Origin of the sequence: Mycobacterium sp. PDNC021 (assembly GCF_048282635.1) — a bacterium.
GTDB lineage: Bacteria > Actinomycetota > Actinomycetes > Mycobacteriales > Mycobacteriaceae > Mycobacterium > Mycobacterium llatzerense.
The window spans coordinates 2,068,213-2,093,396 of the sequence record NZ_CP182502.1 but is presented as its reverse complement, the minus strand read 5'-3'; the positions used below and the strand labels follow the sequence as shown (position 1 = coordinate 2,093,396).

Genomic DNA, 25,184 nt, shown 5'->3' with positions numbered 1-25,184 from the left:
GAGGCGATGCTCTCTCATCAGCGAAAGAAACACGGCCATATGAGGATTCATGACACACCGGCGATCACTGACGTCGTCATCGTCGGGCTCGGACCCGTGGGCGCGATGGTTGCCAACCTGCTCGGGCAGGCTGGAGTCAACACCGTCGTGCTCGAGCGCGACGATGCGCCGCACACCATGCCGCGCGCCGGCTCGACCGACGACGAGGTGATGCGCATCTTCCAGGCGGCCGGGCTCGCCGACCAACTGCTGCCCCACCTCGACCTCGGGCAGTCGACGCGGTTCATCTCACGACACGGCGATCCGCTGATGACGATGCGCCCGACTGGTGGCCACAACGGCTTCCCGCAGCTGGCTTTCTTCTATCAGCCCGACATGGAACGCGTACTCCACGAAGGGTTGACCCGATATCCGCATGTCACCCTGCAGAGGGGCACACGGGTCGAAGCGCTGCACGACGACGGTGACGGCGTGACCGTCTGGACCCGCACTGCCGACCGTGGGCCCCAAACTGCGATACGTGCGCGCTACGTCGTCGGGTGCGATGGTGGCCGGAGCACCGTGCGGGGTCTCTGCTCCATCGAATTCGGCGGCGCCACCTACGCCCAACCGTGGCTTGTCGTCGACGCGAAGCTCGACGAACCGTTGGCGGACGTCACCTGCTTCCAGTTCATCGGCAACCCCAATCGCCCCGCTGTGACCCTGCCGCTTCCCGGAACGCACCACCGATGGGAGTTCATGGTGCTCCCCGGCGAGGACCACGCCGAGATCGCGACCCTAGAGAACGCGCAGCGCCTGGTCTCCAAGTGGGTCGACCCGGCCCGGATCACCATCCTGCGCCACATCGTCTACACCTTCCACGCCCGCTCGGCGGAACGATGGCGCTCCGGTCGAGTACTCCTCGCAGGCGACGCGGCTCACCTGATGCCACCCTTCGCGGGGCAAGGCCTCAGCTCCGGTCTCCGCGATGCCCAAAACCTGTCCTGGAAGCTGGCGTCGGTCCTGGCCGGTGCCGCAGACGCCACCCTGCTCGACAGCTACGAGGAGGAACGCCGCCCGCATGTGGAACGGATGACCCGCCTGACACGCTTCGCCGGCGCACTTGTCCAGACGCGCAGCCCGCGTGTTGCCGGGGTCCGCGACGCGCTGCTGACCCGCACCGCGCGACTGCGCTATTTCACCGCGGGCCGGTTCAAGCCACATTTGCGCTATTCGTGCGGAGCATTCGACAGCTCGCGCGAAAGCCACAGAGCCGGAAACACATTCCCGCAGCCGACGGTTCGCACCTCCGAGGGCAGGCTTCGCCCACTCGATGACTTCCTGGGCAGCGGTTGGGCGATCATCGGCCGTGACGTCGATCCACAAGCCCACCTGTGTCAGACAGAACGACAACTGTGGACGTCGCTGGGCGCCACCTTCATCACACTCTGCACACCGGGTCATCGACTGACCAACGCCACACCCGGAACGCTCGTCGTCGAAGACCTCGATGGGACTGCCCTCGAATTCTTCGACAAGCCAGGCGAATTCATCATCATCCGGCCCGATCGCATCGTGTTCGCGCATGGGCTCGACCGCGCCTCGGCGCTCTACCGCACAATCATCGAGAGGACAGCCCACACATGATTCTCGTCATCGGAGCCACCGGAAAGATCGGCGGAGAAACCAGCCGTCTACTGACCGCTTCCGGCGCACCCGTGCGGGCCTTGGTCCGCAATCCCGCCAAGGCCGAAGGTCTTTCGAACATGGGGGCCGAGCTGGTCACCGGCGACCTCGGCGATGCAGCCTCACTCGATCGGGCGATGACGGGCGTCGAACGCGTCCTGCTCGTCTCCGCGCAGGACCTCCGGCAAGCCGAACTGCAGGGCAATGCCGTCGAAGCTGCCGTCCGGGGCGGAGTCGGCCACATCGTGAAGGTCTCCGGCATCGCCCCATCGATCTCCCCCGGCGGTCCCGCCGAAATCGGCCGCCAGCACTGGCAGACGGAACACCAGATCGAACAGACGGGCGTGCCGTTCACTTTCCTGCGTCCGGGCTTCTTCATGCAGAACCTGCTGGATACCGCCGCACCGATGGTGGCCCGCACCGGGGTGCTCGCCGCTCCCATGGGTAGCGCCCTCATCGCCATGGTCGACGCCCGCGACATCGCCGCGTCAGCTGCCGCGGTACTGACCGGCGACGACCACTACCAGCGCGTGTATGACATCACCGGGCCGCGAGCATTCGCCTACGACCAGCTCGCCGCCGTGCTGACCGACGCCACCGGACGCCCGGTGCGCTTCATCGATACACCGCCCGCCATGACGGAACTGGCACTCCGACGCCAAGGCCACCCCGACTGGTACATCCACCACCTCATCGAAATGGCCCGGATGTTCCGTGCGGGCGCGGGTGCCGCCGTGAGCACATCGGTCATGACGTTGACAGGCCGGCCGCCGCGTTCCATCGAAGAGTTCACACTGGAACACGTTGAGCAGTTCAACCAGTCCGACAACTCGTGGCTGAAACATGCCGCAGCCCGGGTGGGCATCGGAGCCATCACCCGGGCAGCCTCCGTCGTACGGGCGCGGTGAGCTAAAAAATCAACGAAAACGCCCCCGGCCCAACAGGACCGGGGGCGTTTCGTTGGAACTACCTAGTGGGCGTGGCCGTGGTGGCCGTGCCCGTGGTCGGCTTCCTCAGCCGGCTTCTCGACGATGGCCGTCTCGGTCGTCAGGATCATCCGGGCCACCGAAGCGGCGTTGAGCACCGCGGACCGGGTCACCTTGGCCGGGTCGACGATGCCGTCGGCCAGCAGGTCGCCGTAGGTCAAGGTGGCGGCGTTGAAGCCCTGTCCGAGGGGCAGCTCGGACACCTTGTTCACCACGACCGAACCGTCGAGGCCGGCGTTGGTGGCGATCCAGTACAGCGGGGCCGACAGCGCCGAGGAGAAGACCTCGAGGCCGATCAGCTCGTCGCCGGTCAGCGAGCCACGCAGGCCGTCCAGCGCGGCACGGGCCTGGACCAGAGCGGCGCCACCACCGGTGACGATGCCCTCTTCCACCGCGGCCTTGGCGGCGGCGACGGCGTCCTCGACGGCTTCCTTGCGCTTCTTCAGGTCGGTCTCGGTGGCAGCGCCGACCTTGATGACGGCCACGCCGCCGGCCAGCTTGGCGAGGCGCTCTTCGAGCTTCTCGCGGTCCCAATCCGAGTCCGAGGCCTCGATCTCGCTGCGCAACTGTGCCTTGCGGCCGTCGATGGCCTCGGCGGTGCCGCCACCGTCGACGATCACGGTGCTGTCCTTGGTGACCACGACGCGACGGGCGGTGCCCAGCACGTCCAAGCCGGCGTCGCGCAGGACCAGGCCCACGTCCGGGTTGACGACCTGACCACCGGTGACGACGGAGAGGTCCTCCAGGAACGCCTTGCGGCGGTCGCCGAAGAACGGCGCCTTGACCGCGACGGCCTTGAGGGTCTTGCGGATGGCGTTGACGACCAGGGTCGACAGCGCTTCACCCTCGATGTCCTCGGCGATGATCAGCAGCGGCTTGCCGGCCTGGGCGACCTTCTCCAGCAGCGGCAGCAGGTCGGGCAGCGAGCTTATCTTGTCGCGGTGCAGCAGCACCAGCGCGTCCTCGAGGACCGCTTCCTGGGAGTCGAAGTCGGTGACGAAGTACGCCGACAGGAAGCCCTTGTCGAAGCCGACGCCCTCGGTGACCTCGAGCTCGGTGTTCAGGGTCGAGGACTCCTCGACGGTGACGACGCCGTCGGCACCGACGCGGGTCATGGCCTCACCGACCAGCTCGCCGATCAGTTCGTCGCGCGACGAAACGGTCGCGACCTGGGCGATGGCGGTCTTGTCGGACACCGGCTTGGCCGCGGCCAGCAGGGCCTCGGATACCGCGTCGGCGGCCCTCGAGATGCCCACACCGAGCGCGATCGGGTTGGCACCGGCAGCAACGTTGCGCAGGCCGGCCTTGACGATGGCCTGGGCCAGCACGGTGGCGGTGGTGGTGCCGTCGCCGGCGACGTCGTTGGTCTTGGTCGCGACGGACTTGACCAGCTGGGCGCCCAGGTTCTCGAACGGGTCTTCCAGATCGATGTCGCGGGCGATGGTGACGCCGTCGTTGGTGACCTGCGGGCCACCGAAGGCCTTTGCCAGCACCACGTTACGGCCGCGCGGGCCGATGGTGACGCGGACTGCGTCGGCGAGCTTGTCGACACCGGCTTCCATGGCCCGGCGCGCAGCTTCGTTGAATTCAATGAGCTTGCTCATATGAGCCTTTCGCTGATACGCATACCGCCCCGGACATCACCCGTGCGGACACGGGGATTTCCGGGGCGGGACACGAATGCTTACTTGGAAACGACAGCCAGCACGTCGCGGGCCGAGAGGATCAGGTACTCCTCGCCGTTGTACTTGATCTCGGTGCCGCCGTACTTGCTGTAGATGACGGTGTCGCCCTCTGCAACGTCCAGGGGGATCCGCTTCTCGCCGTCCTCATCCCAGCGGCCGGGGCCAACTGCGACGACGGTGCCTTCCTGCGGCTTTTCCTTGGCGGTATCGGGGATGACCAGACCGGAAGCGGTCGTGGTCTCGGCCTCGTTGGCCTGAACGAGGATCTTGTCCTCGAGTGGCTTGATGTTGACTGCCACGATGGAAGCCCTCCACTTGGTTGGGGTGTCGATCCAGGGCCAATCCCCGGATGCCAGGTTGTTCGGCAAGCGTCCTGACCACACACCGTCGTCGCGGGTGCCGGAGCGCGGTTGGCCGCGTGCCACCTAGCACTCTATACACGCGAGTGCTAGCGCTCAAGGGTGGGGCAGTGCCGAATCGACCGAACTCGCCCAGGGCTGAAATCCGAGGCACACCCGCTGAGTTGCCAGGCTACCCAGCGGCCGGCGCCGTGTTGACCAGGAGCAGGTTGGACGTGGCCCGATGGGTGATGGTGTTGGCCGTCGAGCCCAGGACGCGGGCGAAGCCCGCCATGCCACGGTTTCCGATCACGACGAGGTCATATTCGGCGGCCGCGAGCACGTCGGCCGGATCACCGAGCAGCGCCTGCCGGTTCAGCGTGCCGGTGACCTCCAGTTGGCTTGCGACATTCTTGAGCGTCTCCTCGGCCGCGGCGGTGTCGCCGCCGACGGTGACCAGGACCGGCCGGACGCCGAGTGCCGCCGCCAGGTCGTACCCGGCACGCACCGCACGTACCGAGGTGTCGGAGCCGTCGGTGGCCAGGGCGATCGTCTGCACTGCCGCGATTGCCTTGCGCACGAACAACACATCGACAGGGCTGCGGTGGGACAGCTCGTTCGAGGTGCTCCCCCACAACCGGCTGGAGGTGTGGCCCAGGCCGGCCGCGCCGACCACGATCAGCGAACGGTCCGACTGCGCCGCGGCGTCGACCAGCGCGTCGAACGCACTGCCCTTCACCGGGATCTTCTCGATCGCCCTGACTCCCAGCGCGGTGAGATCCACGTCGGCGCCCTCGGCCGTCAGATCCGCCCAGGGCTGTTCGCGCCCTCCGGGCACCGAGACGCTGGGCTTCCACGCGGTCACGACGGTGACCGGGACACCGAGGGCAGCCGCCACCACACCAGCGACGGTGACGGCATCGGTCGCCTCGTCGGATCCGTCGGTGCCCACGACGATCCTGGAATAGGGCGCCATTGTGGTCCTTTCGGTCACGTGGGATCAGGCCCCGAAGACGAGGATGTGGACGGCGCCGACGAGGATGCCCAGGAGCCCGCCGTGGGCGTACAGCAACCACGCGTCCTGCTCGATCGCCGAGTACAGCATCTCGCCGAACCTGTCGGGCGGCAGCGCCCGGAACTTCTCGGTCGCGAACGTCTCGATCTTCTTGGCCTGGGTCTTGTTGAACCCGGGGTCGTAGAGAACGCTCGGGGCGAAGTCGACCAGCTTGTCACCGGCGCCGCGCTGCAGCCCCTCGACATCGACGACACCGAACGAGTTGCGGGCGACGACCAGGTACGGGCCCAGGATGCGCTCGGCCTCTTCCCCGACCGCGGATTGGATGAGCGCCCGGGTCTTGTCGGCACTGGCTCCGTTGAGCAATTCGTGCGCGAAGTTCTTGACCGTCAGAACTTGCAACGACAGCATCGTGGCGAGTTCGTGCGCCGCCTGGTGCTGACGCTTCGCGAAAAGCCCTTGCTTCCAGAGGTATTTGTAGCGCGGCTGCGGCTCCCCCGGCTCGAACACCACCTTGATCGCGATGATGTTGACGACGATGCCGATCACCGCGGCACCGCCCAGCACCCACAGCCACGTCGGCAAGAAGTGCAGGATCGAGTCGACGAATCCCGGGAGATGGATGGCGAAACCGCCATGAGCCGCAGCGTGTTCGCGCGCCTCCTCGCTGGAGTAATAGATCAGCGACAGCCACAGCGCCAGCAGGATGCCGAACGGGAAGCCCAGCGCGCCGATGCGCACCATGAACCGCAGTTCAGGCACCGCCATGCCTTTGATGATGTCCCGCAACACTTCTGGATTACGGCGCAGGAAGTTGACGGTCATCAGCTTGACGTTGAGCAGCTGGTCGATGTTCTCGCCGATCTTGGCGAAGGCGCGCTTGGAAATGGTCGGCAACTCGGCGTCGACGGTCTGCAGCACCTCGTCCTTCAACGGCTGTGGGAGCGACCGCCACATCTGCGGATGCCGGGCCTCGATGATCTCGGTGGTCAACCGGCCGATATCCGGTCTGGCGGCCACCGCTATCGCTTTGGCGAGTTTGTCGGGATTGAGTTGCTCATAGAAGTCCGAGATCTTGCCGATCCGGGCGATGGACGTATCGACGATGAGGCTGGCCATCTTCTCGGCGCGACACGGAATGAATCCCTGGAAACCCAGAATTCCGTTGGGCGCGAAGGTCGGCAGAATCTGGACCTTGCGCGGCAGAAAGGGAAATATCCGTTTCAGGCCCGGCACGTAGAACCCGGTGAACCGCACTGGCGCGAACAACATGATCACGCCGGTCCAGTTGGTTATCAAGCCGGCGATCATGCTGAAGATCGGCACGCTGATGATGTCGACGATGAATTTCGATTGTCCGGTGAGCTCCTCCCAATCAAGAAAGGGCCCGGCAGCGAGCGTTGTCATGGAATGTCCCTGGGCTGGTCGGGTCGGATCGGGGTCAGTGCTGGTGTTTATGCGCGGCAGGGTCGGGCGGGCCTTTACCGATGATCTTGTCGCCGCGCTCATCGGTGGCCCAGCCGCCGGCGTTGTAGCCGTCGGTGTCGATGCAGACCTCGCAGAACTGCTGGCCGAATTCCGACAGGTAGATGCTGCGGTACACGCTGATCGTCTTGGGTATCGACTCCGTCACCTCGAGTGCTCGCGGTTGCACTTCGAGCAGTGCGTAACGCCGGTAGTCGGCCACCGGCTCAGACGAAAAGCGCACCAGGCCAAGACGATTCAGATTCGCCAGATAGCGTTGGTCGGCCTCTGGCCAGCTGCAACCGGCCATGTCGGCGATCATGTTCACGCCGCTGACGAGACGCTCGGAGCCGACCTGGAACATCGTCTTCGTCCGGATGTCGATGGACGGCTGGACGCCGGCGACGGCCAAGAACCGCAGCATCCGAACTTCGTCCGGCGCAAGTTCGTCGAGAATGTGTCCGAACGCCGGATGCCGGTGCGCCTGTTTACGGGTCGGCTTCTGCGACTTGGCAATCAGTTCATCACCCCAGTGGCGCAGATCGGCGTCGCTGTCGTGCTTGGCGGATTTCTTGTCATCGTCGTGGTGGTCGGGCTTCTTCTTGCCGGCATTGTCGGCACCGCCGACCACGCGACGCACCGGCGTGACGGCGGCGCCGAGGACCGCCGCCGGATTCAGCGCCGACTCAGCAGCGCGCTTGAGGCCGCCGAAGATTCCCTGACTCTCGGCCGGCGACGGGTCCGGCGCCACAACGGGCAGCACAGTGGTTGGGGCACCGGCATTTTCGTCATCACCGTCAATATCGTCGTGGTCATCGGCCACTGCCGGCGCCGGCGAGATCGCCACCGGCTCTGGACGCGTCTCGCGTCCGGGTAGCCGGCTCCAAATGTTGACGACCTTCAGCAGGTCGCCCGCGGCGGCTCGGGTCGATTGGACGGCAGCGGCGATGTCCCGCGCGGTGTCGATGCCCAGTTTGGTGAGCGGATCGACTATGGCCCCCAAGGGATTACCGCTTGGTTGTTGACCGCGATCGTCGGAGGGCAGCGCGTCGTGCGCTTTGTCGGATTTTGGATCGTCGCCCATAATTCGCCTCCGTCAGACTGTGCGAGTAATTATCCAAAGGACCGGCTCGCTGACATGCGTTTCGCAGTGATCCAAAAACTAATGACGGCAGCGCAGGCAAACTACGTCGCAAACAGCCAAAGTTCGTCCTGCGCCCATGGCGCACGTTGTCGGCGGTCCACAAATGGCCGCCGCGACGAATTTGTCAGTTCAGAACTGCCTGCCCGAACCAGTGGCACAGCAGCAATGCGACCTCGACCTCGATCCGATCGTCGACAATCGGCGTGCCCCGGCGACTGATCGCGCGGTTCACCCGGTACTTGATCGAATTCGAATGCAGGTGCATTTCGTCGGCGGCCGCCTTGAAACTCGACCCGGTCCGCAGGAACACCCGCAACGTCTCGCGAAGCCGTTCGTCGTTCTCGGTGTCACTCGCCAGCGGGCCCAGGATTTCGGCCACCCACGCGCCGACCGATCCGACGTTCTCACCCAGCAGCGTCGCGACGGGCAGCCCCGGGTCGCTCGCCGCGGTGATGCGGCGTTCGATCGATCCCGACACCACTGCCACCGCGCGGGCGTCGACCGCTTGTTCGTGCGAACGCCGGAAGCCCTCGATGCCCGGTAACGAGTTGCCCATCGCGATCCACGGCGAATCCTCTTGCGCCGCCGCGAATTCGCGAATCCGATCCGCCGCGTCCTCGGCGCCGTGCGCCGACAGCGGAAGCCAGACCCAGGCGGTGAGGTGGTCGACCGACAGGAACAACGGTGGCTCATGGGTGCCCAGCGACGTGGCGAGGTGGTTCGCGAAGCGCTCCATGCGCACGAGCTCGTCGCCGCCGTTGTCATCCGGGTACCACAGCGCCAGCGCCAGGTGCACGCGCTGCAGCGGATAGCGGATTTCCTCGGTCAGTTGGTCGACGTCACCGCTGGCCGCGGTGAGGATGGCGCGCACCCGTTGGGCCCGCATGCTGTTTCGGTTCTCCACCCACAGGTCGTACTCACGCTGGTACGTGGTGAGGACCTGTTGCGAGATCCAGTCGATGTAGCCGAACGAGACCGTCTGGAAGTACTTGAAAACGTCGAGACTCCAGCGGGGATCCATGTCCGACGCGGCGATCTCGTCGAGCACGAAGTTCAGCACTTCCTTGTGTCCCAGCCGGTAGGCGCGCACCATCGCATTTGCGGACACTCCGCGCTGCGCCATGCGTCGCGCATGTTCGAGCGACTCCATCGGCGGTTCGACATCCTCGATCGGAATGCGGTGCCGAATCGAGGCGAAGACAGTCTCGACATTGGCCGCGACGGTATGGGCCTGCAAGTCGAGCAGTTGCGCGTCCTCGCTGAGCTCGGCGATTTCGGTGAGCAGGATCTTCTGGATCGACTGTGTGATGTCGCCCAACTTGCCGTCGAGGGCACCGATCATCTCCGCTGCGCGTGCGACGACCGCACTCTCGTCGACGCGTCTTTCGGGCATGAAACGACCGTAGATCACGAGGCGCCGACGTTGCTGCAAATCGGGCTTTGTCGCCGCACGACAACAACGCTGCGCAATCACCTCGACAGTTGGTCGTCCCGAGACGTCGATCCAAACCGCCCTGGTGAATAGCTTTCGTAAACATCAGACCGATAAGGAGGGCACCAGTGACTACTCTCGCCGCAGCCGAAGTGGACCTCGCCGCCGTCGACCTGGCCGACGCCGCGGTGTGGGACGACGGTCCGCCGTACGAGTTGTTCGCCCGAATGCAGCGCGAAGACCCCGTGCACTACAGCCCGCAACGCAATGTGCCCGGTGAGGGCGGCTTCTGGTCGATCACCCGCTTCGACGACGTCCGCACCGTCAGCCGCGATCACCGCACGTTCTCGTCCGAGAAGCGCGGCATCTTCAACGTCGACGACATCGGTGTCCCGCTGGATATTCAGCGCCTCCAGTTGATCTCGATGGACCCGCCCCGGCACGACCGGCTCAAGGCCCTCGTCATCAAGGCCTTCACCCCCGAACGCGTCGCGGCCCATGAAGAGGCCATCAAGCAGATCATCAACGACGTGCTCGACAGCGTCGCCGACCGCGAGAGCTTCGACCTGGTCCGCGACATCGCCCGGCCGGTGCCGGCCCGGGTGATCGGCTCGATGCTCGGCACGCCCGCCGAGGACGACGAGCGCCTCGTCTACTGGACGAACGTGTTCAGCGCGTTCGAGGACCCGGAAATCCGCAAGCAGTGGGATGACGCCGGCGCCATCGTCACCGAGATCATCATGTACCTGGGCGATCAGATGAATCAGCGCCGGGAGAACCCGCGCGACGACCTGATCACCGCGGTGATGAACGCCGAAGTCGACGGCGAGAAGCTGAACGAGCTCGAGATGGCCACGTTCTTCGCCCTGCTGATGACCGCGGGCAACGACTCGACCCGCGCCACCTACAGCGCGACGATGCTGGCCCTGATGCAGAACCCGGATCAGTTGATCCTGTTGCAAGAGAACCCCGAGCTGCTGGAGCCCACCGTCGAAGAGGGCCTGCGCTACGCGCCCGCCTTCGCCTTCATGGCGCGCGCCGCCACGACGGACGTCGAGTTGCATGGCAAGCAGATCAAGGAAGGTGACCGATTGTTGCTGTGGTACCTGGCGTCCAACCGGGACGAAACCGCATTCGAGAATCCGCACGAGTTCGACATCACCCGCGAGGGGCTGGCGGACAAGCACCAGGCCTTCGGCGGTCGCGGCAAGCACTTCTGCCTCGGCGCCAACCTGGCGCGACTGGAACTGAAGCTGTGGATTCAGGAGACCGTCCGCCGGTTCCCCGACCTCACGCTGGACGGTGACCCGACGCGCGTGCGCGCCCTGTTCCTCAACCAGTACAAGTCGATCCCCGTTCGGCGGTCGGCATGAGTAACGCCGCCTACCGGGAAGTCGAGGTCGACCTCGAGGTCCGTCGACGCGAGCAGTCGGCGGACGGTGTCGTCACGCTGACCCTCGCCGACCCCTCCGGCGCGGACCTGCCTGAGTGGACCCCCGGCGCTCACATCGACCTGGTCATGACGCCGTCGCTGACGCGGCAGTACTCCCTGTGCGGCAGCACCGCCAGCCGCAGTGAGTGGCGGGTCGGCATCCTGCTCGACCCGAACAGCCGCGGTGGCTCGCAGTTCGTCCACGACAAGCTGCAGGAAGGCACCACGATCCGGGTGCGCGGGCCGCGCAACCACTTCCCGCTCGCGAACTCGCCGCGCTACCAGTTCGTCGCGGGCGGTATCGGCATCACGCCGATGCTCCCGATGATCGAAGCCGCCGAAGCCACCGGTGCCGACTGGCAGCTGATCTACGGCGGCAGCGCCCGCTCGTCGATGGCGTACCTGGAGGCGCTGGCACGCTTCGGCGACCGCGTGACCATCTGTGCGCGCGACGAGGAGGGCGACGCTTTCCGGACGAAGCTGGCGGCGGTACTGGCAGCTCCGCAAGAGAACACGCTGGTCTACTGCTGCGGGCCCGAGGGTCTGCTGGACGCTGTCGAGAAGGGTTGCCAGGCATGGCCCGACGGCAGCCTGCACCTCGAGCGCTTCTCCGCCAAGACCGTCGAGGCGCCGTCGGACGCGCTCGACACGTTCGAAGTCGAATGCCAGCGGTCAGGCATCACCCTGACCGTTCCGCTGGACAAGACGATCTACGACGTCGCCGAAGAGGCCGGTCTCGACGTGCTGGGGTCGTGCATGGAAGGCGTCTGCGGCACCTGTGAATGCGAAATCATCTCCGGCGACGGTGATCACCGCGACTCGGTCCTCACCGATTCGGAGAAGGCCGCCAACCAAACCATCATGATCTGCGTCTCGCGCTCCCGGTCCGAAAGGCTGGTGCTCGACCTATGAGAACCAACTACCCGTTGAACTGCTGGTACGTGGCCGCGCTCAGCGATGAGGTCGGCGAAGGACTGCTGGCCCGGCGCCTGCTCGGCAGGCATGTCGTGCTGTACCGCCGCGCCTCCGGTGAAGTAGTCGCCCTGGAAGACCGCTGCGTGCACCGCGCCTATCCCCTGTCGGAGGGCCGACTCGACGGCGACCGGCTGGTGTGCGGCTATCACGGCTTCAGCTACGAGCCCGACGGCTGTCTGGCCGACGTACCGTCGCAGGAGAACGTGCCGCCCGGCGCCCGCGTCGAGGCGTACCCGATCGTCGAGACCGCGCCGTTCATCTGGATCTGGCTCGGCGAGCCGCGGGCCGCGGCCCTGCGCCCGCCGCCGCGCGTGCCGTGGTACCTGGACGGCTCCGGCTGGACCGGCTCCACCGAGGTCGGGCGGGTCGAGGCGAATTACCTTCTGCTGCACGAGCATTACCTCGATCTGACCGATGTGTTCGTCACCCGCCCCGAGATGGTGCCGCCGGACATCCAGCAGCTGCCACCGCTCAACGAGGTCGAGATATCCGAGCGCTCCGTGGCCTACACCCGGACGACTCAGCCGAGTCGCCTCGCCCCGTGGGAGTCGGCCATCACCGGTCTGCCCGAAGAGACGGTGGCCATCCGACGCGAGGAAGGGACGTTCGTGTCACCCGCCCTGCACACGCAGCACTACGCCATCGACGTCGTGGACGGAAAGTCCTACGAGCTCTTGCGAATTCATGGATTCACACCGGAATCACCCGGCGCGACGCATGTCTTCCTGCAGCTGGCTCGCAACTACGACAGCGCCGAGGACACCATCACCGAGTATCTGCGCATCATGTTCCACGAGTGGGCGCTACGCAACGCCACGATCCTGGAAACGATTCAGCGGCGGCTCGACGAACCCGATGCACGCCGGCGCGACATCAACGTCAAGGCCGACCGGGCCGCACTCCGGGCGCGGCGCATCGCCATGGACATGGTCGACGACGAAACCAGCCGTTTCACCGCCAACTGAGGAGAAGTACATGTCCAACACCGACTATGACGTGATCGTCGTCGGGTCCGGATTCGGGGGCAGCGTCACCGCGTTGCGGTTGACCGAAAAGGGCTACCGCGTAGGCGTTTTGGAAGCGGGCCGCCGGTTCACCGACGACCAGTTCCCGAAAACCAGTTGGGACGTCCGGAAATTCGTGTGGGCGCCGAAGCTGGGGTGCTTCGGCGTGCAGCGCATCCACATGCTGCGTGACGTCGTCATCCTGGCCGGCGCGGGTGTCGGGGGTGGTTCGCTCAACTACGCCAACACCCTCTACAAGCCGCCCGCGACGTTCTTCAACGACCCGCAGTGGGCCCACATCACCGACTGGTCGGATGAACTGTCACCGTTCTACGACCAGGCCAGGCGCATGCTCGGGGTGGTGATCAACCCGAGCATGACCCCGGCCGACGAGATCATGAAGTCAGTGGCCGAGGACATGGGTGTGGGCGACACGTTCGTCCAGACGCCGGTCGGGGTGTTCTTCGGCGAACCCGGAAAGACCGTCCGCGACCCGTTCTTCGGTGGCGTCGGGCCGGACCGCACCGGATGCGTCGAGTGCGGCAGTTGCATGACGGGCTGTCGCTACGGGGCCAAGAACACGCTGCTGAAGAACTACCTCGGCCTGGCCGAGAATGCCGGCGCCACAGTGCATCCGCTGACCACGGTCGCCTCCGTGCGGCAGAGCCCGAGTGGGATCTGGGAGATCGACACCGTGCGCACCGGCAGGACCCTGCGCAAGAACCGTCGCACCTTCACGGCGCGGCACGTCGTCCTGGCGGCCGGCACCTGGGGCACCCAGAACCTGCTGCACAAGATGAAGGACAGCGGCACCCTGCCCCAGCTGTCGGACCAGCTCGGTGTGCTCACCCGCACCAACTCCGAATCGATCGTCGGCGCAATGAAATACAAGGTCGACCCGGCGCTGGACCTGACGCGCGGGGTGGCGATCACATCGTCGTTCCATCCGACCAGCGACACCCACATCGAGTCGGTGCGCTACGGCAAGGGGTCCAACGCGATGGGGCTGCTGCAGACCCTGATGACCGACGGCGGCGGCCGGTGGCCGCGCTGGCTCAAGTTCCTGGGCCTGGCCGTGCAGCATCCGCGCGCGCTGCTGCGGGTGCTGACGGTCGGCAATTGGAGTGAGCGCACAGTGATTTCGCTGGTGATGCAGAACCTGGACAACTCGATCACCACGTTCACCAAGCGGGGGCTGCGCGGCAGGCATCTGTCGAGCAGGCAGGGACATGGCCAGCCGAATCCGACGTGGATCCCGGCCGGCAACGACGCGACCCGCCGGGTCGCCGAGAAGATCGACGGTGTCACGGCCGGCACCTGGGGCGAGCTGTTCAACATCCCGCTGACCGCACATTTCCTGGGCGGGTGCGCCATCGGTTCGGATGCCGACCACGCGGTGATCGACCCGTACCACCGGGTCTACGGCTACCCGACCTTGAGTGTCGTTGACGGGTCGGCGGTTTCGGCGAACCTCGGCGTGAACCCGTCGCTGACGATCACCGCCCAGGCCGAGCGGGCGGCAGCGATGTGGCCGAACAAGGGCGAGGACGACCTGCGCCCCGACCAAGGTCTGCCGTACCGGCGGGTGGACGCCGTCGCACCGGTCAAACCGGTTGTGCCCGAAGGTGCGCCGGGAGCGCTGCGCCTACCGCTCATCCCGCTCTCACCGGCCGCGAACGACGCCTAGATGCGTGCGCCGAAACTAAACGCCGGGGTCGGGGTGTCCATCGGAGACGTCACGACCAGCGGGCAACCCCACGACGGCCCCTAGGATCAGCATCGCACCAACCACCGATAGCCAGGTCGGGCGCTGCCCGAGCAGCACTGCCGCGAGCACCGCGGCCGAGATCGGCTCGACGAGAGTCACCACGGTCGCGGCTGCCCCTGGCGTCGTGCGGAGGCCGGCATAGAGAAGTGCGTACGACAACGCCAGCGTGAAAACCCCGAGATAGACCAGTAGTGCCAGCGATATCGGGTCCGACGGGAGAACCGGTTCGTCCCTCAGCACGGCTACGAGGAACAGTGGCGCCAGCGCCACCGCACCAGCAGTGGTGGTGCACGTGGCGACGACCACGGGGTCGGTCCGACTCGCCAGTTGGTGCCCCAAGATCGTCGTCGCCGCATAAGTTGCTCCTGCGGCGATGGCGAGCAGCAGCCCGGCGCTGAAATCGGTTCCGGCGCTGCCACGTTCATGCGGAGCGCCGCCGAAGGTAACCAGGCACAGCCCGGCGAGTGCAGCCGCAAGCACGACAACCTCGCGCCGCGATGGTGACGTCCGCGCGTTGACGTGCTGCCAAATCGACGCCAGGACCGGTGCCAATCCGAGCGAGACGACGGTGGCGACGGCCACCCCGACGGATAGCACCGAGGCGAAATAGAGGCCCTGATAGAGGGCGGTACCGCAGCCGACAACGATCGGGACGACGGGGCGCGACCGCATCATCATGATCGCGTGTCCGACACGGCCGGTGACCGCAACCAAGGCCACGAGTGCGACCGCCGCGAGTGCCATTCGCCATGCGCTGGCCGTCATTGCGCCCAGCCCACTCCGGTCGTGGAGGACGGTAACCACCAAGCCGCCGGTACCCCACAGCACGCCTGCTGCAGAGATCTGCAGCAAGCCCCAATGCCTTGTGTGACTGGGGCTCATTGCAGCGAGATGTTCAGGTGGTCGGACACGTCGCCGACCATCTGAACATCCACGACACGTTCGGTGAAGTACCAGCCGGCGTCGTCGCGCGCGAAGGTATCCGCGTAGCGGCCCACCACGATGGGTTGCAGCGGCACGGTATCGGCCTGCTGCACCACACAGAACGTCGACCGGGCGTGGGCGGTGTCGCCGTCGAGTTCGACGATCGGGTTGAGCACCAGATGTCGTGTCCTCGGCGTATTTCCGTGATCGGGGAACCGGCGGGTCGACTTGGCGAACAGCGCCGCGATGGCCTCCGCGCCGACGACCCCCATGAAGTTCCCGCGCCCCAGCAGGTCTCCGACGCCGTCGAAGTCGCCGGTGTCGATCGACTCGGCGTACCGGTACAGCAATTCGGTGATCTCCAGCTTGTCCGCGACGTCTTCCAGCTTGCTCACGCGATCTGTCCCTGCACCACCGGCAGACCCGGGTCGCTCGGCACATCGAGACGCGACGGCTCGGCTCCCGCCGCGATGAGATGCGCGGCGAAGGAGGCGATCATGGCGCCATTGTCGGTGCACAGCCGGGGCCGCGGTACGCGAAGCGTCAAACCCGCCTCCGCACAACGTTCTTCGGCCAGCTCCCGCAGCCGGGAATTGGCCGCCACTCCCCCGGCGATCAGCAGCGTCGACACCCCTAGGTCGGTGGCGGCTCGAACAGCCTTGCGGGTCAACACATCCGCGACGGCTTCCTGGAAACCGGCCGCCACATCGGCGTGCGACGCATCCGGGTGCTTCTCCATGTGCCGGGCGACCGCCGTCTTCAGTCCGGAAAAACTGAAGGCGTACGGGTCATCTCGCGGACCCGTCATGCCACGGGGGAACACGATGGCGTCCCGGTCGCCCGTGCGGGCCAGCTCGTCGAGCACCCGGCCACCGGGATAGCCCAGCCCGAGCAGCCGGGCCACCTTGTCGTACGCCTCACCCGCCGCGTCATCGACGGTGCTGCCGAGTTCCTCGATCGGCTCACCGAGCGACCGGACGTGCAGCAGATGCGTGTGACCGCCCGACACCAGCAGGCCGACGCTCTCTGGCAAGGGGCCGTGGTCGTAGACGTCGGCAGCCAGATGCCCGCCCAGGTGGTTCACGCCGTAGAACGGCACCCCCCACGCCGCCGAATAGGCCTTGGCCGCAGCCACACCCACCAACAACGCCCCGGCCAGGCCGGGGCCGATGGTCGCCGCGACCACGTCGGGCCGCTCGATGCCGGCGGTCGCCAGCGCCCGGTGCATGGTGGGCCCCAGCGACTCCAGATGCGCGCGCGAAGCGATCTCGGGGACGACACCGCCGTACCGGGTGTGTTCGTCGACGCTGGACGCGACCTCGTCGGCCAGCAGCGTGACGGTGCCGTCGTCCCCCAGTTCGCAGATGCCGACTCCTGTTTCGTCACAGGAGCTTTCGATTGCCAAGATGATTCTCATGAGCCTGAATTGCTCCTCACGTCCGCGTCGCCTGACCCGCTGCTCACATCCGCGTCCCGCCGCATGGTGTACGCGTCCGCGCCACTGATCCGGTAATACCGCTTGCGCACACCCATCTTCACGAACCCGACGCTTTCGTACAGCCCGATCGCCGGTTCGTTGTCGGTGCGTACCTCCAGGAACACGGTGCCGCCGTCGGCGATGGTCAACAGCCGGTCCAGCAGCTCCCGGCCGATGCCCCGACCCTGATAGGCCGGATCGACCCCGATGGTGTGCACCTCGTACTCGAACGGCGGTTTGCGGCCCAGCCGGCTGATGCCGGCATAACCCACCAGCAGCTTGCCGTCGCGCGCCGCGACATAGTGGTTGTGGTCCGAGTCGAGCTCGCGGATGAACGCCACCGCCGGCCACGGGTCGTCGCCGGGGAACAGGATCGCTTCGAGTTCACCGCACCGGTCGGCGTCGCCGACCGTCAGCAACCCATATTCGGTGATCACGAGAGGCCCCGTTCGGCAAGCGTTTTCGCGTCGGGGCGGCGCAGGTACAGCGGCACCAGCGCGGCGGGCGGTTGGTCCCAGTCGGCGGCGGTCACCAGACCGGTGACCGTCGGGTACTCGACCGCCAGCGAGGGCAACGGGAACAGCGCGGCCTGCGCTGCCGGGCCGGCGACCGCCCCCGAACCCGGCGCGACATCGGCCGCGGCACTGACCGCCGGTCCGTCGACCCGCACGCCGTCGCGGTACCGCGCCCAGTACACCTCGCGGCGACGGGCGTCGGTGACCACCAACAGCTCTCCCGCCGTTGCGGGGGCGATCGCGTCCAGGCTGCACACCCCGTACACCGGGATACCGAGTGCCTGCCCATACGCGGCCGCGGTGGCCATGCCGACGCGCAGTCCGGTGAACGGGCCCGGCCCGCAGCCGACGACCACAGCCTCCAGGTCGGCGAACGTGATCCCGGCATCGGCAACGGCGGCAACCACATTGGGCGTCAACTGCTCGGCGTGCGCGCGGGCATCGACGGTGATCCGTTCGGCCAGCACCTCGACGCCGGCGGCGGTGCGCCGGGCGACCCCCGCGGTCACCGCCGGGGTCGCGGTGTCGATTGCGAGGATCATGCGCGGCTCCAATGCCAGACAGCGGTACGGGTGTCGTCGTCGGCACGCTCCAGCCGGATGTCCAGATGGCTGGCCGACAGGCGCTCGGCCAGGCCCTCGCCCCACTCGACGACCACCACGGCGTCGTCGAGGTCGGTGTCGAGATCGAGCGAGTCCAGTTCTCCGAGCAGGTCGGTGCTGCCCGAATCGAGCAGGCGGTACATGTCGACGTGCACCATCGCGGGATATCCGGCGCGCCGGGCGGGATGCACGCGGGCCAGCACGTACGACGGCGACGTCACCGCGCCGTCGACGTCCATGCCCTGGGCAATTCCTTTGGCCAGCATGGTCTTTCCGGCCCCCAGTGGACCGGTGAGCACCACGACGTCACCGACCCGCAGCTCAGCGCCGAACCGGGCGCCGAGGGCCTTGGTGTCGGCTTCGGTCGGCAGGTGCACGGTGCCGTGCGAATCATCCATTGCGCTTGGCCTTTCCACGCAGATGCCGGGTCAGCGCCACCAATCGGGACGGGGTGGCGTGTTCGACGAAGCGCTCCAGCGCCTCGTTGATCAGTTCGGGTTGCTCCATGTGCACCATGTGTCCGGCGCCTTCGACGATCACCAGTTCGGACTTCGGCAGCTGCCGGGTCATGGCCTGGGATTTGGCCAGCGGGGTGAGCAAATCCTGGTCGCCGCAGGCGATCAGGGTGGGCACCTGTTGCAACACCGACAGCGCACCGGCCTCGTCGTGCACCTCGAGGGCGTGCAAGAACTCCACGGTGGTTCGCATCGAGGTGTCATGCATCATCTTCTCGACATACCGCGCCACCGACGGGCTGACCGCGGCATCGCCGAACGATGCGGCCTTGAGCACCGGGCCGATGACGGCCTTGGCCGCACCCCGGCCCGCACTGACCGCTCCGGGCGCGAACCGCACCGCGACCTTGGCCGCCTCCAGCGCCGGGTTCTGCAGCACCTCACCCAGCGGTGATCGGGTAACCCCTTGTGCCGCAGAGGCGATGAGCGCCACCCCGCACACCCGGGCCGGATAGTTCCGCGGGAACTGGCGAGCGTGGGACAAGACCGTCATGCCGCCCATCGAGTGACCGACCAACACCACGGGACCGCGCGGAGCCATCACCCGCATCACCGATTCGAGGTCCTGCCCCAACCGCGGGACGGTGTACGAGTCGACCGGCCCGGCCGACGAGCGGCCGTGACCGCGCTGGTCGTAGAACACCATGCGGACCTGATCGCCCCACCGCTCAGCGAGGCGGGCCCGCTGAAAATGGAAGGAGCCCATACTGTTACAGAAACCGTGCGCGAAGAGCACCGTCAATCGGGCGTTTTTCGGGCCGACCTCACGCACCGCCAGCGGCACCCCGTCGGTGGCCGTGACGACGCAGCCGCGGTCGGCGTCGAGCGTCGTGAAATCCTCACCGGCGTACGGATCTTCACCGCTGCGGCGGCGCAGCGAGCGGGCCACGCTGATCCCGGCGACCGACCCCACGGCAGTGAGACCGGCCATGCCCGCCAGCCACCGGGCATTCTTGTTGTCGCTCATGGGCGTCAGCCTGTCGACTCGCGATAGGTCCGGGCGATCCTGCCCCGTGGGCTGGTGACGACCTCGTAGTTGATGGTGCCGAGCAGTTCGGCCCAGTCCTGCGCCGTCGGCTCGCCGGCGGCACCCGAGCCGAACAGCACCGCCTCGTCGCCCACCGCGACGCCGGCACCATCGGGGCCGAGGTCAATCACGAACTGGTCCATACAGATTCGCCCGATGTTGCGGTACCTGGCGCCGTTGATGCTGACGTCGATACGTCCGCTCAGGCCGCGGAACACCCCGTCGGCATAGCCGAGCGGGATCAGTCCGACGGTGGTGTCGCGGTCGGCGATCCACGTGTGTCCGTAGGACACCCCGTCGCCGGCCTTGATCGAACGCACTGCGGAGACAGGACATTTCAGCGTCATGACGGGCTGCAGACCGAAATCGCCGAGCGCGGGAATCGGCGTCTGCCCGTAGACCGCGATACCCGGCCGCACCACGTCGAAGTGCAGATCGGGCCGGGTCAGCGTGGCGGGCGAGTTGGCCAGGTGCGCCACCTCGAAGGGCACCCCGGCGGCCAGTGCCTGTGCCCGGGCCGCAGTGAGGCGCGCGGCCTGGGTGTCGTTCATCGGGTGCTGCGGATCGTCGCCGCACGCGAGGTGGCTCATGATGCCGCGCGGGCGGACCGCACCGTCGGCGGTGGCCCGGGCGATCGCCTCGAGCAGGACCGGGTATTCGGCGGGGCTGACGCCGTTGCGGCTCAGGCCGGTGTCGACCTTGACCGTGATGGTGGCGGGTGCGCCACTGCGGCGCACCGCGTCGAGCACGTCGTCGAACTGGCGCACCGAGGACACCCCCACCTGCACGTCGGCGGCCAGCGCGGGAGCGAAGTCGGTGCCGGGCAGGTTCAGCCAGGACAGCACCGGCGCCGTGATGCCGGCCTGCCTCAGTGCGAGCGCCTCGGTGATGTTGGTGACACCCAGCTCCGCGGCCCCCGCGGCCAGCGCGGCGCGCGCCACCTGCGGCGCGCCGTGCCCGTAACCGTCGGCCTTGACCACCGCCATCACCGCGGCGCTGCCAGCGCGTTCCCGCAAAAGCCGCACGTTATGCGCAATTGCGCCCAGGTCGATGACGGCCTGGGCAGCAGGTTGGGGATTCGGCGAGCTCATATCGCTTCCGATTCTCCCAGACGCCCGCTGACTCGCGTCGAACGTCAGCTTGTGCACCACGATTTCGAAGAATCTCGAACACAGCCGACGTCCGGCGGCTAGTGCGCGAAGGGCTGCACCTCGTCGAACTGCCCCCTCGGTTTGAGCTCGTCCAGGCTGTTCAGCACGGTGATCAGGTCGTCGCGCAGGGCGCGGGCCAGGTCCGCCGAGAAACCCTCCCGGACCACGATCCGCAGCACCGCGATATCCGTCGCATCGTCGGGCATCGTGTAGGCCGGGACCTGCCAGCCGTAGGCCCGCAAGGCGTGCGAGACGTCGAACTCGGTGTAGGGCCGCTTGCCCTTGAGCCGGCAGGCGATCACCGGGATGGCCGAACCATCCGTGATCACCTCGAAGTGCTCGCTCTTGCGCAGCTCGTCGCCGATCCATCGGGCGGTATCCGACAGGCAGTGCATGATCTGCGTGTACCCGGCCCGGCCGAGACGCAGGAAGTTGTAGTACTGGCCGACGACCTGGTTGCCGGGCCGGGAGAAGTTCAGCGTGAAGGTCGGCATGTCGCCGCCCAGGTAGTTGACCCGGAACACCAGATCCTCGGGCAGGTGCTGCCCGCTGCGCCAGACCACGAAACCGATGCCGGGGTACGTCAGCCCGTACTTGTGGCCGCTGACGTTGATCGACACCACCCGCGGCAGCCGGAAATCCCACTGCAGATCCGGGTGTAGGAACGGCACGACGAAGCCGCCGCTGGCGGCGTCGACATGCACAGGTACGTCCACCCCACCGTCGGCGGCGAGCTTGTCCAGGGCCGCACAGATCTCGGCGATGGGTTCGAGCTCGCCGGTGAACGTGGTGCCCAGGATGCCCACCACACCGATGGTGTCCTCATCGACGTTGGCGAGGACCTGCTCCGGGGTGATGACGTAGCGGCCTTCGGTCATCGGCAGGTACCGGGGCTCGACGTCGAAGTAGCGGCAGAACTTCTCCCACACCACCTGGACGTTGGAGCCCATCACCAGGTTCGGGCTGCGTCCCTTCCAGTCGCCCACCTTCTCGCGCCAGCGCCATTTGAGGGCCAGCCCGGCCAGCATCACGGCCTCACTGGAACCGATGGTCGAGACCCCGCAGGCCGACGCCGGGTCGTCGTCACGCAGGTCCTCGGCGTGGAACAGGTCCGCCACCATGGACACGCAGCGGGACTCGATGGCCGCGGTCGCCGGGTATTCGTCCTTGTCGATCATGTTCTTGTCGAACGTCTCGGCCATCAGCTTTTCGGCCTCAGGGTCCATCCATGTGGTGACGAACGTCGCGAGGTTCAACCGGGAGCTGCCGTCGAGCATCAGCTCGTCGTGGATGAAGCGGTACGCGGCCTGCGGGTCCATCGGATCGTCGGGCAGCCGGAGCGATGGGATCGGCGCGGTGGACAACCGCCCGGTGTATGCAGGGCTCATGGTCGGTCCATGAACGTGCTTGCGCGACATACTGATTCCCCTTTGTTGGTCAGAGCGATGCGATGGCGGCCCGGACATGGGCCAAGATGCGGTGCGCCGACGTCGGCGCAGGATGCGGCCCGGGATCGGCCGCCGCCAGGCCCGCGGCGCGGGCATGCACGAAGGCCGCCATCGCGGCCGCTTCACCGGGTTCGATGCCAGACGCCAGCAGGGCGCCGATGACGCCGGACAGCACGTCGCCGGATCCGGCTGTGGCAGCCCAGGATTGGCCGGCGGGGTTGAGGTAGGTCGGGCCGTCGGGATCGGCGATGACGGTGACGTTGCCCTTCAACAGGACCGTCGCGCCGAGCCGTTCGGCCAGCTCGCGGGCCGCGCCCACGCGGTCGGATCCCGGCGGATGTCCTGCGAGCCGCGCGAATTCACCGGCATGCGGCGTCAGCACCGTGGGCGCCGTACGGTCGGCGACGAGATCGAGATCGGCGGCCAACAGCGTCAGCGCGTCGGCGTCCACGATCACCGGGAGGTCGGTGCCGAGCGCGAAACGCAGTGCCTCGTCACCGGCGGTGTCGGTGCCAATACCCGGACCGACCACCCAAGCCTGCACGCGGCCCGCGGCCGACGCATCCGACGCCGCAACAACTTCCGGCCAGTGCGACACCACCTCGGCGTGCGCGGTGCCGGCGTAGCGGACCATGCCGGAGGTGGCGGCGACGGCGGCGCCGGTGCTCAGGATCGCCGCGCCCGGATAGGTCGCCGATCCGGCGAGTATCCCTTTGACGCCTTGGCTGTACTTGTCGTCCGCCGGTCGCGGCACCGGCCAGCGGGTGCGCACGTCGTGCGCTTCGAATCCCAGCAGCGCCGGCTCGGGCAGGTCCAGGCCGATATCGATCAGCTCGACGCGCCCGCAGTCGGCCAGTCCGTGCACCGGTTTGAGTCCGCCGAAGGTGACGGTCAGCGCGGCCCGCACGTGTGGGCCGTCGGCCGCGCCGGTCTGCACGTCGATGCCACTGGGGAGGTCGACGGCCACGACGGGCGCGGCGTTGGCGTCGAAGACGGCGGCGGCGTTGGGCCGCAGCGGCCCGGTGGCGCCGATGCCGACGACGCCGTCGATCACCAAATCGGCTGTCGGCGGGATCGTTTCGACGACGCGTCCACCTGTCTTACGGAACGCGGCGAGCGCTGCTGCGTGAGCACGGTCCGGGTTCAGCAGCACCGCTGTAGCGCCCGCACCGCGCCGGCGCAGAAAGGTGGCCGCCCACAATGCGTCGCCGCCGTTGTCGCCCGAGCCCACCACGGCGCAGACGCTGCGTCCACTCACGCCACCCGTGCGTACCTTGAGTTCGGCGGCGATCGCCGTCGCCAGTCCATAGGCGGCCCGGCGCATGAGCACGCCATCGGGCAGCGATGCCAGCAGCGGCGCCTCGGCCGCGCGAATCTGCTCGGCGGTGTAGTAGTGCCGCATAGCTCCGAAGGTTACGCAGATCCGTGCGCCCAGCGTCGGCTTGTATGCGAACAATTGACGGAAGTTCGCACACAAGCCAACATTCAGCGCGGTCTGAGGCTCAGACGAGCACCGTGCTGGGCTCCACCGTCACCTTGATGGCCTCACCGTTCTGGACGATCGAGAAGGCATCGAGCACCTCGTCGAGGGCGATGTGCCGGGTGATCAGGTCCTTCACAGGAACCTGACCGGTCGAGATGTACTGCAGCGCGCGCTTGTTGTGCTCGGGCGCGGATCCATTGGCCCCGTGGATGTGCAGCTGCCGGTAGTGCACCACGTTCGAGTCGCACGTGATGGTCGGGTCGGTCTTGGGCAGGCCGCCGAAGAACGAGATCCGGCCGTTGCGCGCGGCCATCGCGATGGCCTGTTCCTGGGTGACGTTGGCCGCGGTCGCGGTGATCACCACGTCGGCGCCGCGGCCGCCGGTCAGTTCCATGACCCGCGCCACCACATCGGTCTCGGCCGCGTTGATCACCTCGTCAGGGTGTACCGCATCGGCGGACATCTGCAGCCGGGCGTCGTTGACGTCGACGAGGTAGACGGGCCCACAGTTGTGCACGCCGCGGGCGATGCGGATGTGCATGCACCCGATGGGGCCGGCCCCGAACACCACCACAGTGTCCCCCGGCTCGATACCCAGCAGATCCTGAGCGTTGATGGCACACGCGAACGGCTCGGCGGCGGACGCCTCGTCGTAGCCGACGTTGTCCGGAATCCGGTTCAGCCCATCGACTTTGAGCACCTGGCGCGGCACGATCATGTATTCGGCGAACCCGCCGTCGTACTGGTACCCCATGGATGTCTGGTTCTGGCACACCGCCATCCAGCCCTTGCGGCATTCGTGGCAGTCACCGCACGGCACAGCGGCGATCACCTGGACCCGGTCGCCCTCGGCCCAATCGGTGCCGTAGGCGGCATTCACATTGGCGCCCACCTCCACGATGTCGCCCGCGATCTCGTGCCCGATGGTGCGCGGCGGGGTCAGGTTCTGATGGCCGTTGTGCAGGATCTTGACGTCCGTGCCGCAGGTCGAGCAGTTGCGCACCCGGATCTTGACTTCATCGGGTCCACACACCGGTTCGGGCACATCTTCGAGCCGGACGTCCTCGGGTGCGTAGTAGCGCAGCGCTTTCATGGCGTTCCTTCCGGTACTCCGGCCTGGCCGGTGGGTGTGTC

At 67.1% G+C, this 25,184-nt stretch carries 23 protein-coding genes; 6 read left to right on the top strand and 17 right to left on the bottom strand.

From position 1 onward, the window contains the following. Positions 1 to 6 precede the first annotated feature (6 nt). Complete coding sequence (locus ACNO8X_RS09765) at positions 7 to 1,626, top strand: bifunctional 3-(3-hydroxy-phenyl)propionate/3-hydroxycinnamic acid hydroxylase (RefSeq protein WP_418005103.1); 1,620 nt, start codon at positions 7 to 9, stop codon at positions 1,624 to 1,626. Then, complete coding sequence (locus ACNO8X_RS09760; RefSeq protein WP_418005102.1) at positions 1,623 to 2,573, top strand: SDR family oxidoreductase; 951 nt, start codon at positions 1,623 to 1,625, stop codon at positions 2,571 to 2,573. Before ACNO8X_RS09765 ends, ACNO8X_RS09760 begins: the two co-directional genes overlap by 4 nt. 62 nt (positions 2,574 to 2,635) lie before the next feature. Here ACNO8X_RS09760 and groL read toward each other — a convergent pair whose 3' ends face one another. The 6 genes from groL to ACNO8X_RS09730 all read right to left on the bottom strand — a co-directional run bounded on the left by groL (position 2,636) and on the right by ACNO8X_RS09730 (position 9,690). Further along, positions 2,636 to 4,255, bottom strand: a complete 1,620-nt coding sequence (groL, locus tag ACNO8X_RS09755; protein WP_418005101.1) for a chaperonin GroEL — start codon at positions 4,253 to 4,255, stop codon at positions 2,636 to 2,638. A gap of 80 nt (positions 4,256 to 4,335) precedes the next feature. Further along, a complete protein-coding gene (gene groES / locus ACNO8X_RS09750) occupies positions 4,336 to 4,638 on the bottom strand; it encodes a co-chaperone GroES (protein ID WP_029367666.1) in 303 nt (100 codons plus the stop codon). 229 nt (positions 4,639 to 4,867) lie between these two features. After that, entirely contained in the window at positions 4,868 to 5,650 is a 783-nt protein-coding gene (locus tag ACNO8X_RS09745; protein WP_418005100.1) for a universal stress protein, read from the bottom strand. Between the two features lie 24 nt (positions 5,651 to 5,674). Then, the gene (locus ACNO8X_RS09740) at positions 5,675 to 7,096 is read right to left on the bottom strand and encodes a hypothetical protein (protein ID WP_418005099.1); all 1,422 of its coding nucleotides are present in this window, start codon (positions 7,094 to 7,096) and stop codon (positions 5,675 to 5,677) included. A 34-nt stretch (positions 7,097 to 7,130) separates the two neighbouring features. Then, positions 7,131 to 8,237: an Abi-alpha family protein gene (locus tag ACNO8X_RS09735; protein WP_418005098.1), complete on the bottom strand. Its 1,107-nt coding sequence runs from the start codon at positions 8,235 to 8,237 to the stop codon at positions 7,131 to 7,133. Between the two features lie 184 nt (positions 8,238 to 8,421). Next, positions 8,422 to 9,690, bottom strand: a complete 1,269-nt coding sequence (locus ACNO8X_RS09730) for a PucR family transcriptional regulator (RefSeq protein WP_418005097.1) — start codon at positions 9,688 to 9,690, stop codon at positions 8,422 to 8,424. Positions 9,691 to 9,857: 167 nt separating this feature from the next. Here ACNO8X_RS09730 and ACNO8X_RS09725 point away from each other — a divergent pair, with 167 nt between their 5' ends. Genes ACNO8X_RS09725 through ACNO8X_RS09710 form a run of 4 tightly spaced genes read left to right on the top strand, consistent with a single transcriptional unit; the run spans position 9,858 to position 14,827 of the window. Further along, entirely contained in the window at positions 9,858 to 11,102 is a 1,245-nt protein-coding gene (locus ACNO8X_RS09725; RefSeq protein WP_418005096.1) for a cytochrome P450, read from the top strand. Beyond that, positions 11,099 to 12,073 (top strand): PDR/VanB family oxidoreductase, encoded by a 975-nt coding sequence (locus ACNO8X_RS09720; RefSeq protein ID WP_418005095.1) that lies wholly within the window; start codon positions 11,099 to 11,101, stop codon positions 12,071 to 12,073. The genes ACNO8X_RS09725 and ACNO8X_RS09720 overlap by 4 nt, the downstream gene beginning before the upstream one ends. After that, a complete protein-coding gene (locus tag ACNO8X_RS09715) occupies positions 12,070 to 13,101 on the top strand; it encodes a Rieske 2Fe-2S domain-containing protein (protein ID WP_418005094.1) in 1,032 nt (343 codons plus the stop codon). Before ACNO8X_RS09720 ends, ACNO8X_RS09715 begins: the two co-directional genes overlap by 4 nt. A 10-nt stretch (positions 13,102 to 13,111) precedes the next feature. Further along, on the top strand, positions 13,112 to 14,827 hold the full coding sequence (locus ACNO8X_RS09710) for a GMC oxidoreductase (RefSeq protein ID WP_418005093.1): 1,716 nt from the start codon (positions 13,112 to 13,114) through the stop codon (positions 14,825 to 14,827). A 15-nt stretch (positions 14,828 to 14,842) separates the two neighbouring features. Here the strand turns inward: ACNO8X_RS09710 and ACNO8X_RS09705 are convergent, their stop codons facing one another. The 11 genes from ACNO8X_RS09705 to ACNO8X_RS09655 form a co-directional block, all read right to left on the bottom strand. After that, on the bottom strand, positions 14,843 to 15,790 hold the full coding sequence (locus ACNO8X_RS09705; RefSeq protein ID WP_418005092.1) for a DMT family transporter: 948 nt from the start codon (positions 15,788 to 15,790) through the stop codon (positions 14,843 to 14,845). Further along, positions 15,787 to 16,218, bottom strand: a complete 432-nt coding sequence (locus tag ACNO8X_RS09700) for a nuclear transport factor 2 family protein (protein WP_418005842.1) — start codon at positions 16,216 to 16,218, stop codon at positions 15,787 to 15,789. The genes ACNO8X_RS09705 and ACNO8X_RS09700 overlap by 4 nt, the downstream gene beginning before the upstream one ends. 5 nt (positions 16,219 to 16,223) lie before the next feature. After that, positions 16,224 to 17,249: a tRNA (adenosine(37)-N6)-threonylcarbamoyltransferase complex transferase subunit TsaD gene (gene tsaD, locus ACNO8X_RS09695; RefSeq protein WP_418005091.1), complete on the bottom strand. Its 1,026-nt coding sequence runs from the start codon at positions 17,247 to 17,249 to the stop codon at positions 16,224 to 16,226. Further along, the gene (gene rimI / locus ACNO8X_RS09690) at positions 17,246 to 17,746 is read right to left on the bottom strand and encodes a ribosomal protein S18-alanine N-acetyltransferase (protein WP_418005090.1); all 501 of its coding nucleotides are present in this window, start codon (positions 17,744 to 17,746) and stop codon (positions 17,246 to 17,248) included. Before rimI ends, tsaD begins: the two co-directional genes overlap by 4 nt. Continuing rightward, complete coding sequence (tsaB, locus tag ACNO8X_RS09685) at positions 17,743 to 18,366, bottom strand: tRNA (adenosine(37)-N6)-threonylcarbamoyltransferase complex dimerization subunit type 1 TsaB (protein WP_418005089.1); 624 nt, start codon at positions 18,364 to 18,366, stop codon at positions 17,743 to 17,745. Before tsaB ends, rimI begins: the two co-directional genes overlap by 4 nt. Beyond that, entirely contained in the window at positions 18,363 to 18,824 is a 462-nt protein-coding gene (tsaE, locus tag ACNO8X_RS09680) for a tRNA (adenosine(37)-N6)-threonylcarbamoyltransferase complex ATPase subunit type 1 TsaE (RefSeq protein WP_133759674.1), read from the bottom strand. Before tsaE ends, tsaB begins: the two co-directional genes overlap by 4 nt. Beyond that, complete coding sequence (locus ACNO8X_RS09675; protein ID WP_418005088.1) at positions 18,817 to 19,908, bottom strand: alpha/beta fold hydrolase; 1,092 nt, start codon at positions 19,906 to 19,908, stop codon at positions 18,817 to 18,819. The genes tsaE and ACNO8X_RS09675 overlap by 8 nt, the downstream gene beginning before the upstream one ends. A 5-nt stretch (positions 19,909 to 19,913) precedes the next feature. Beyond that, positions 19,914 to 21,059 (bottom strand): alanine racemase, encoded by a 1,146-nt coding sequence (gene alr / locus ACNO8X_RS09670; RefSeq protein ID WP_418005087.1) that lies wholly within the window; start codon positions 21,057 to 21,059, stop codon positions 19,914 to 19,916. Between the two features lie 98 nt (positions 21,060 to 21,157). Then, positions 21,158 to 22,537, bottom strand: coding sequence for a glutamate decarboxylase (locus tag ACNO8X_RS09665; protein WP_418005086.1), 1,380 nt, complete (start codon positions 22,535 to 22,537; stop codon positions 21,158 to 21,160). Between the two features lie 19 nt (positions 22,538 to 22,556). Further along, positions 22,557 to 23,969, bottom strand: coding sequence for an NAD(P)H-hydrate dehydratase (locus tag ACNO8X_RS09660; protein ID WP_418005085.1), 1,413 nt, complete (start codon positions 23,967 to 23,969; stop codon positions 22,557 to 22,559). 100 nt (positions 23,970 to 24,069) lie between these two features. Next, positions 24,070 to 25,143, bottom strand: coding sequence for a zinc-dependent dehydrogenase (locus ACNO8X_RS09655; protein WP_418005084.1), 1,074 nt, complete (start codon positions 25,141 to 25,143; stop codon positions 24,070 to 24,072). Positions 25,144 to 25,184: the final 41 nt, after the last annotated feature.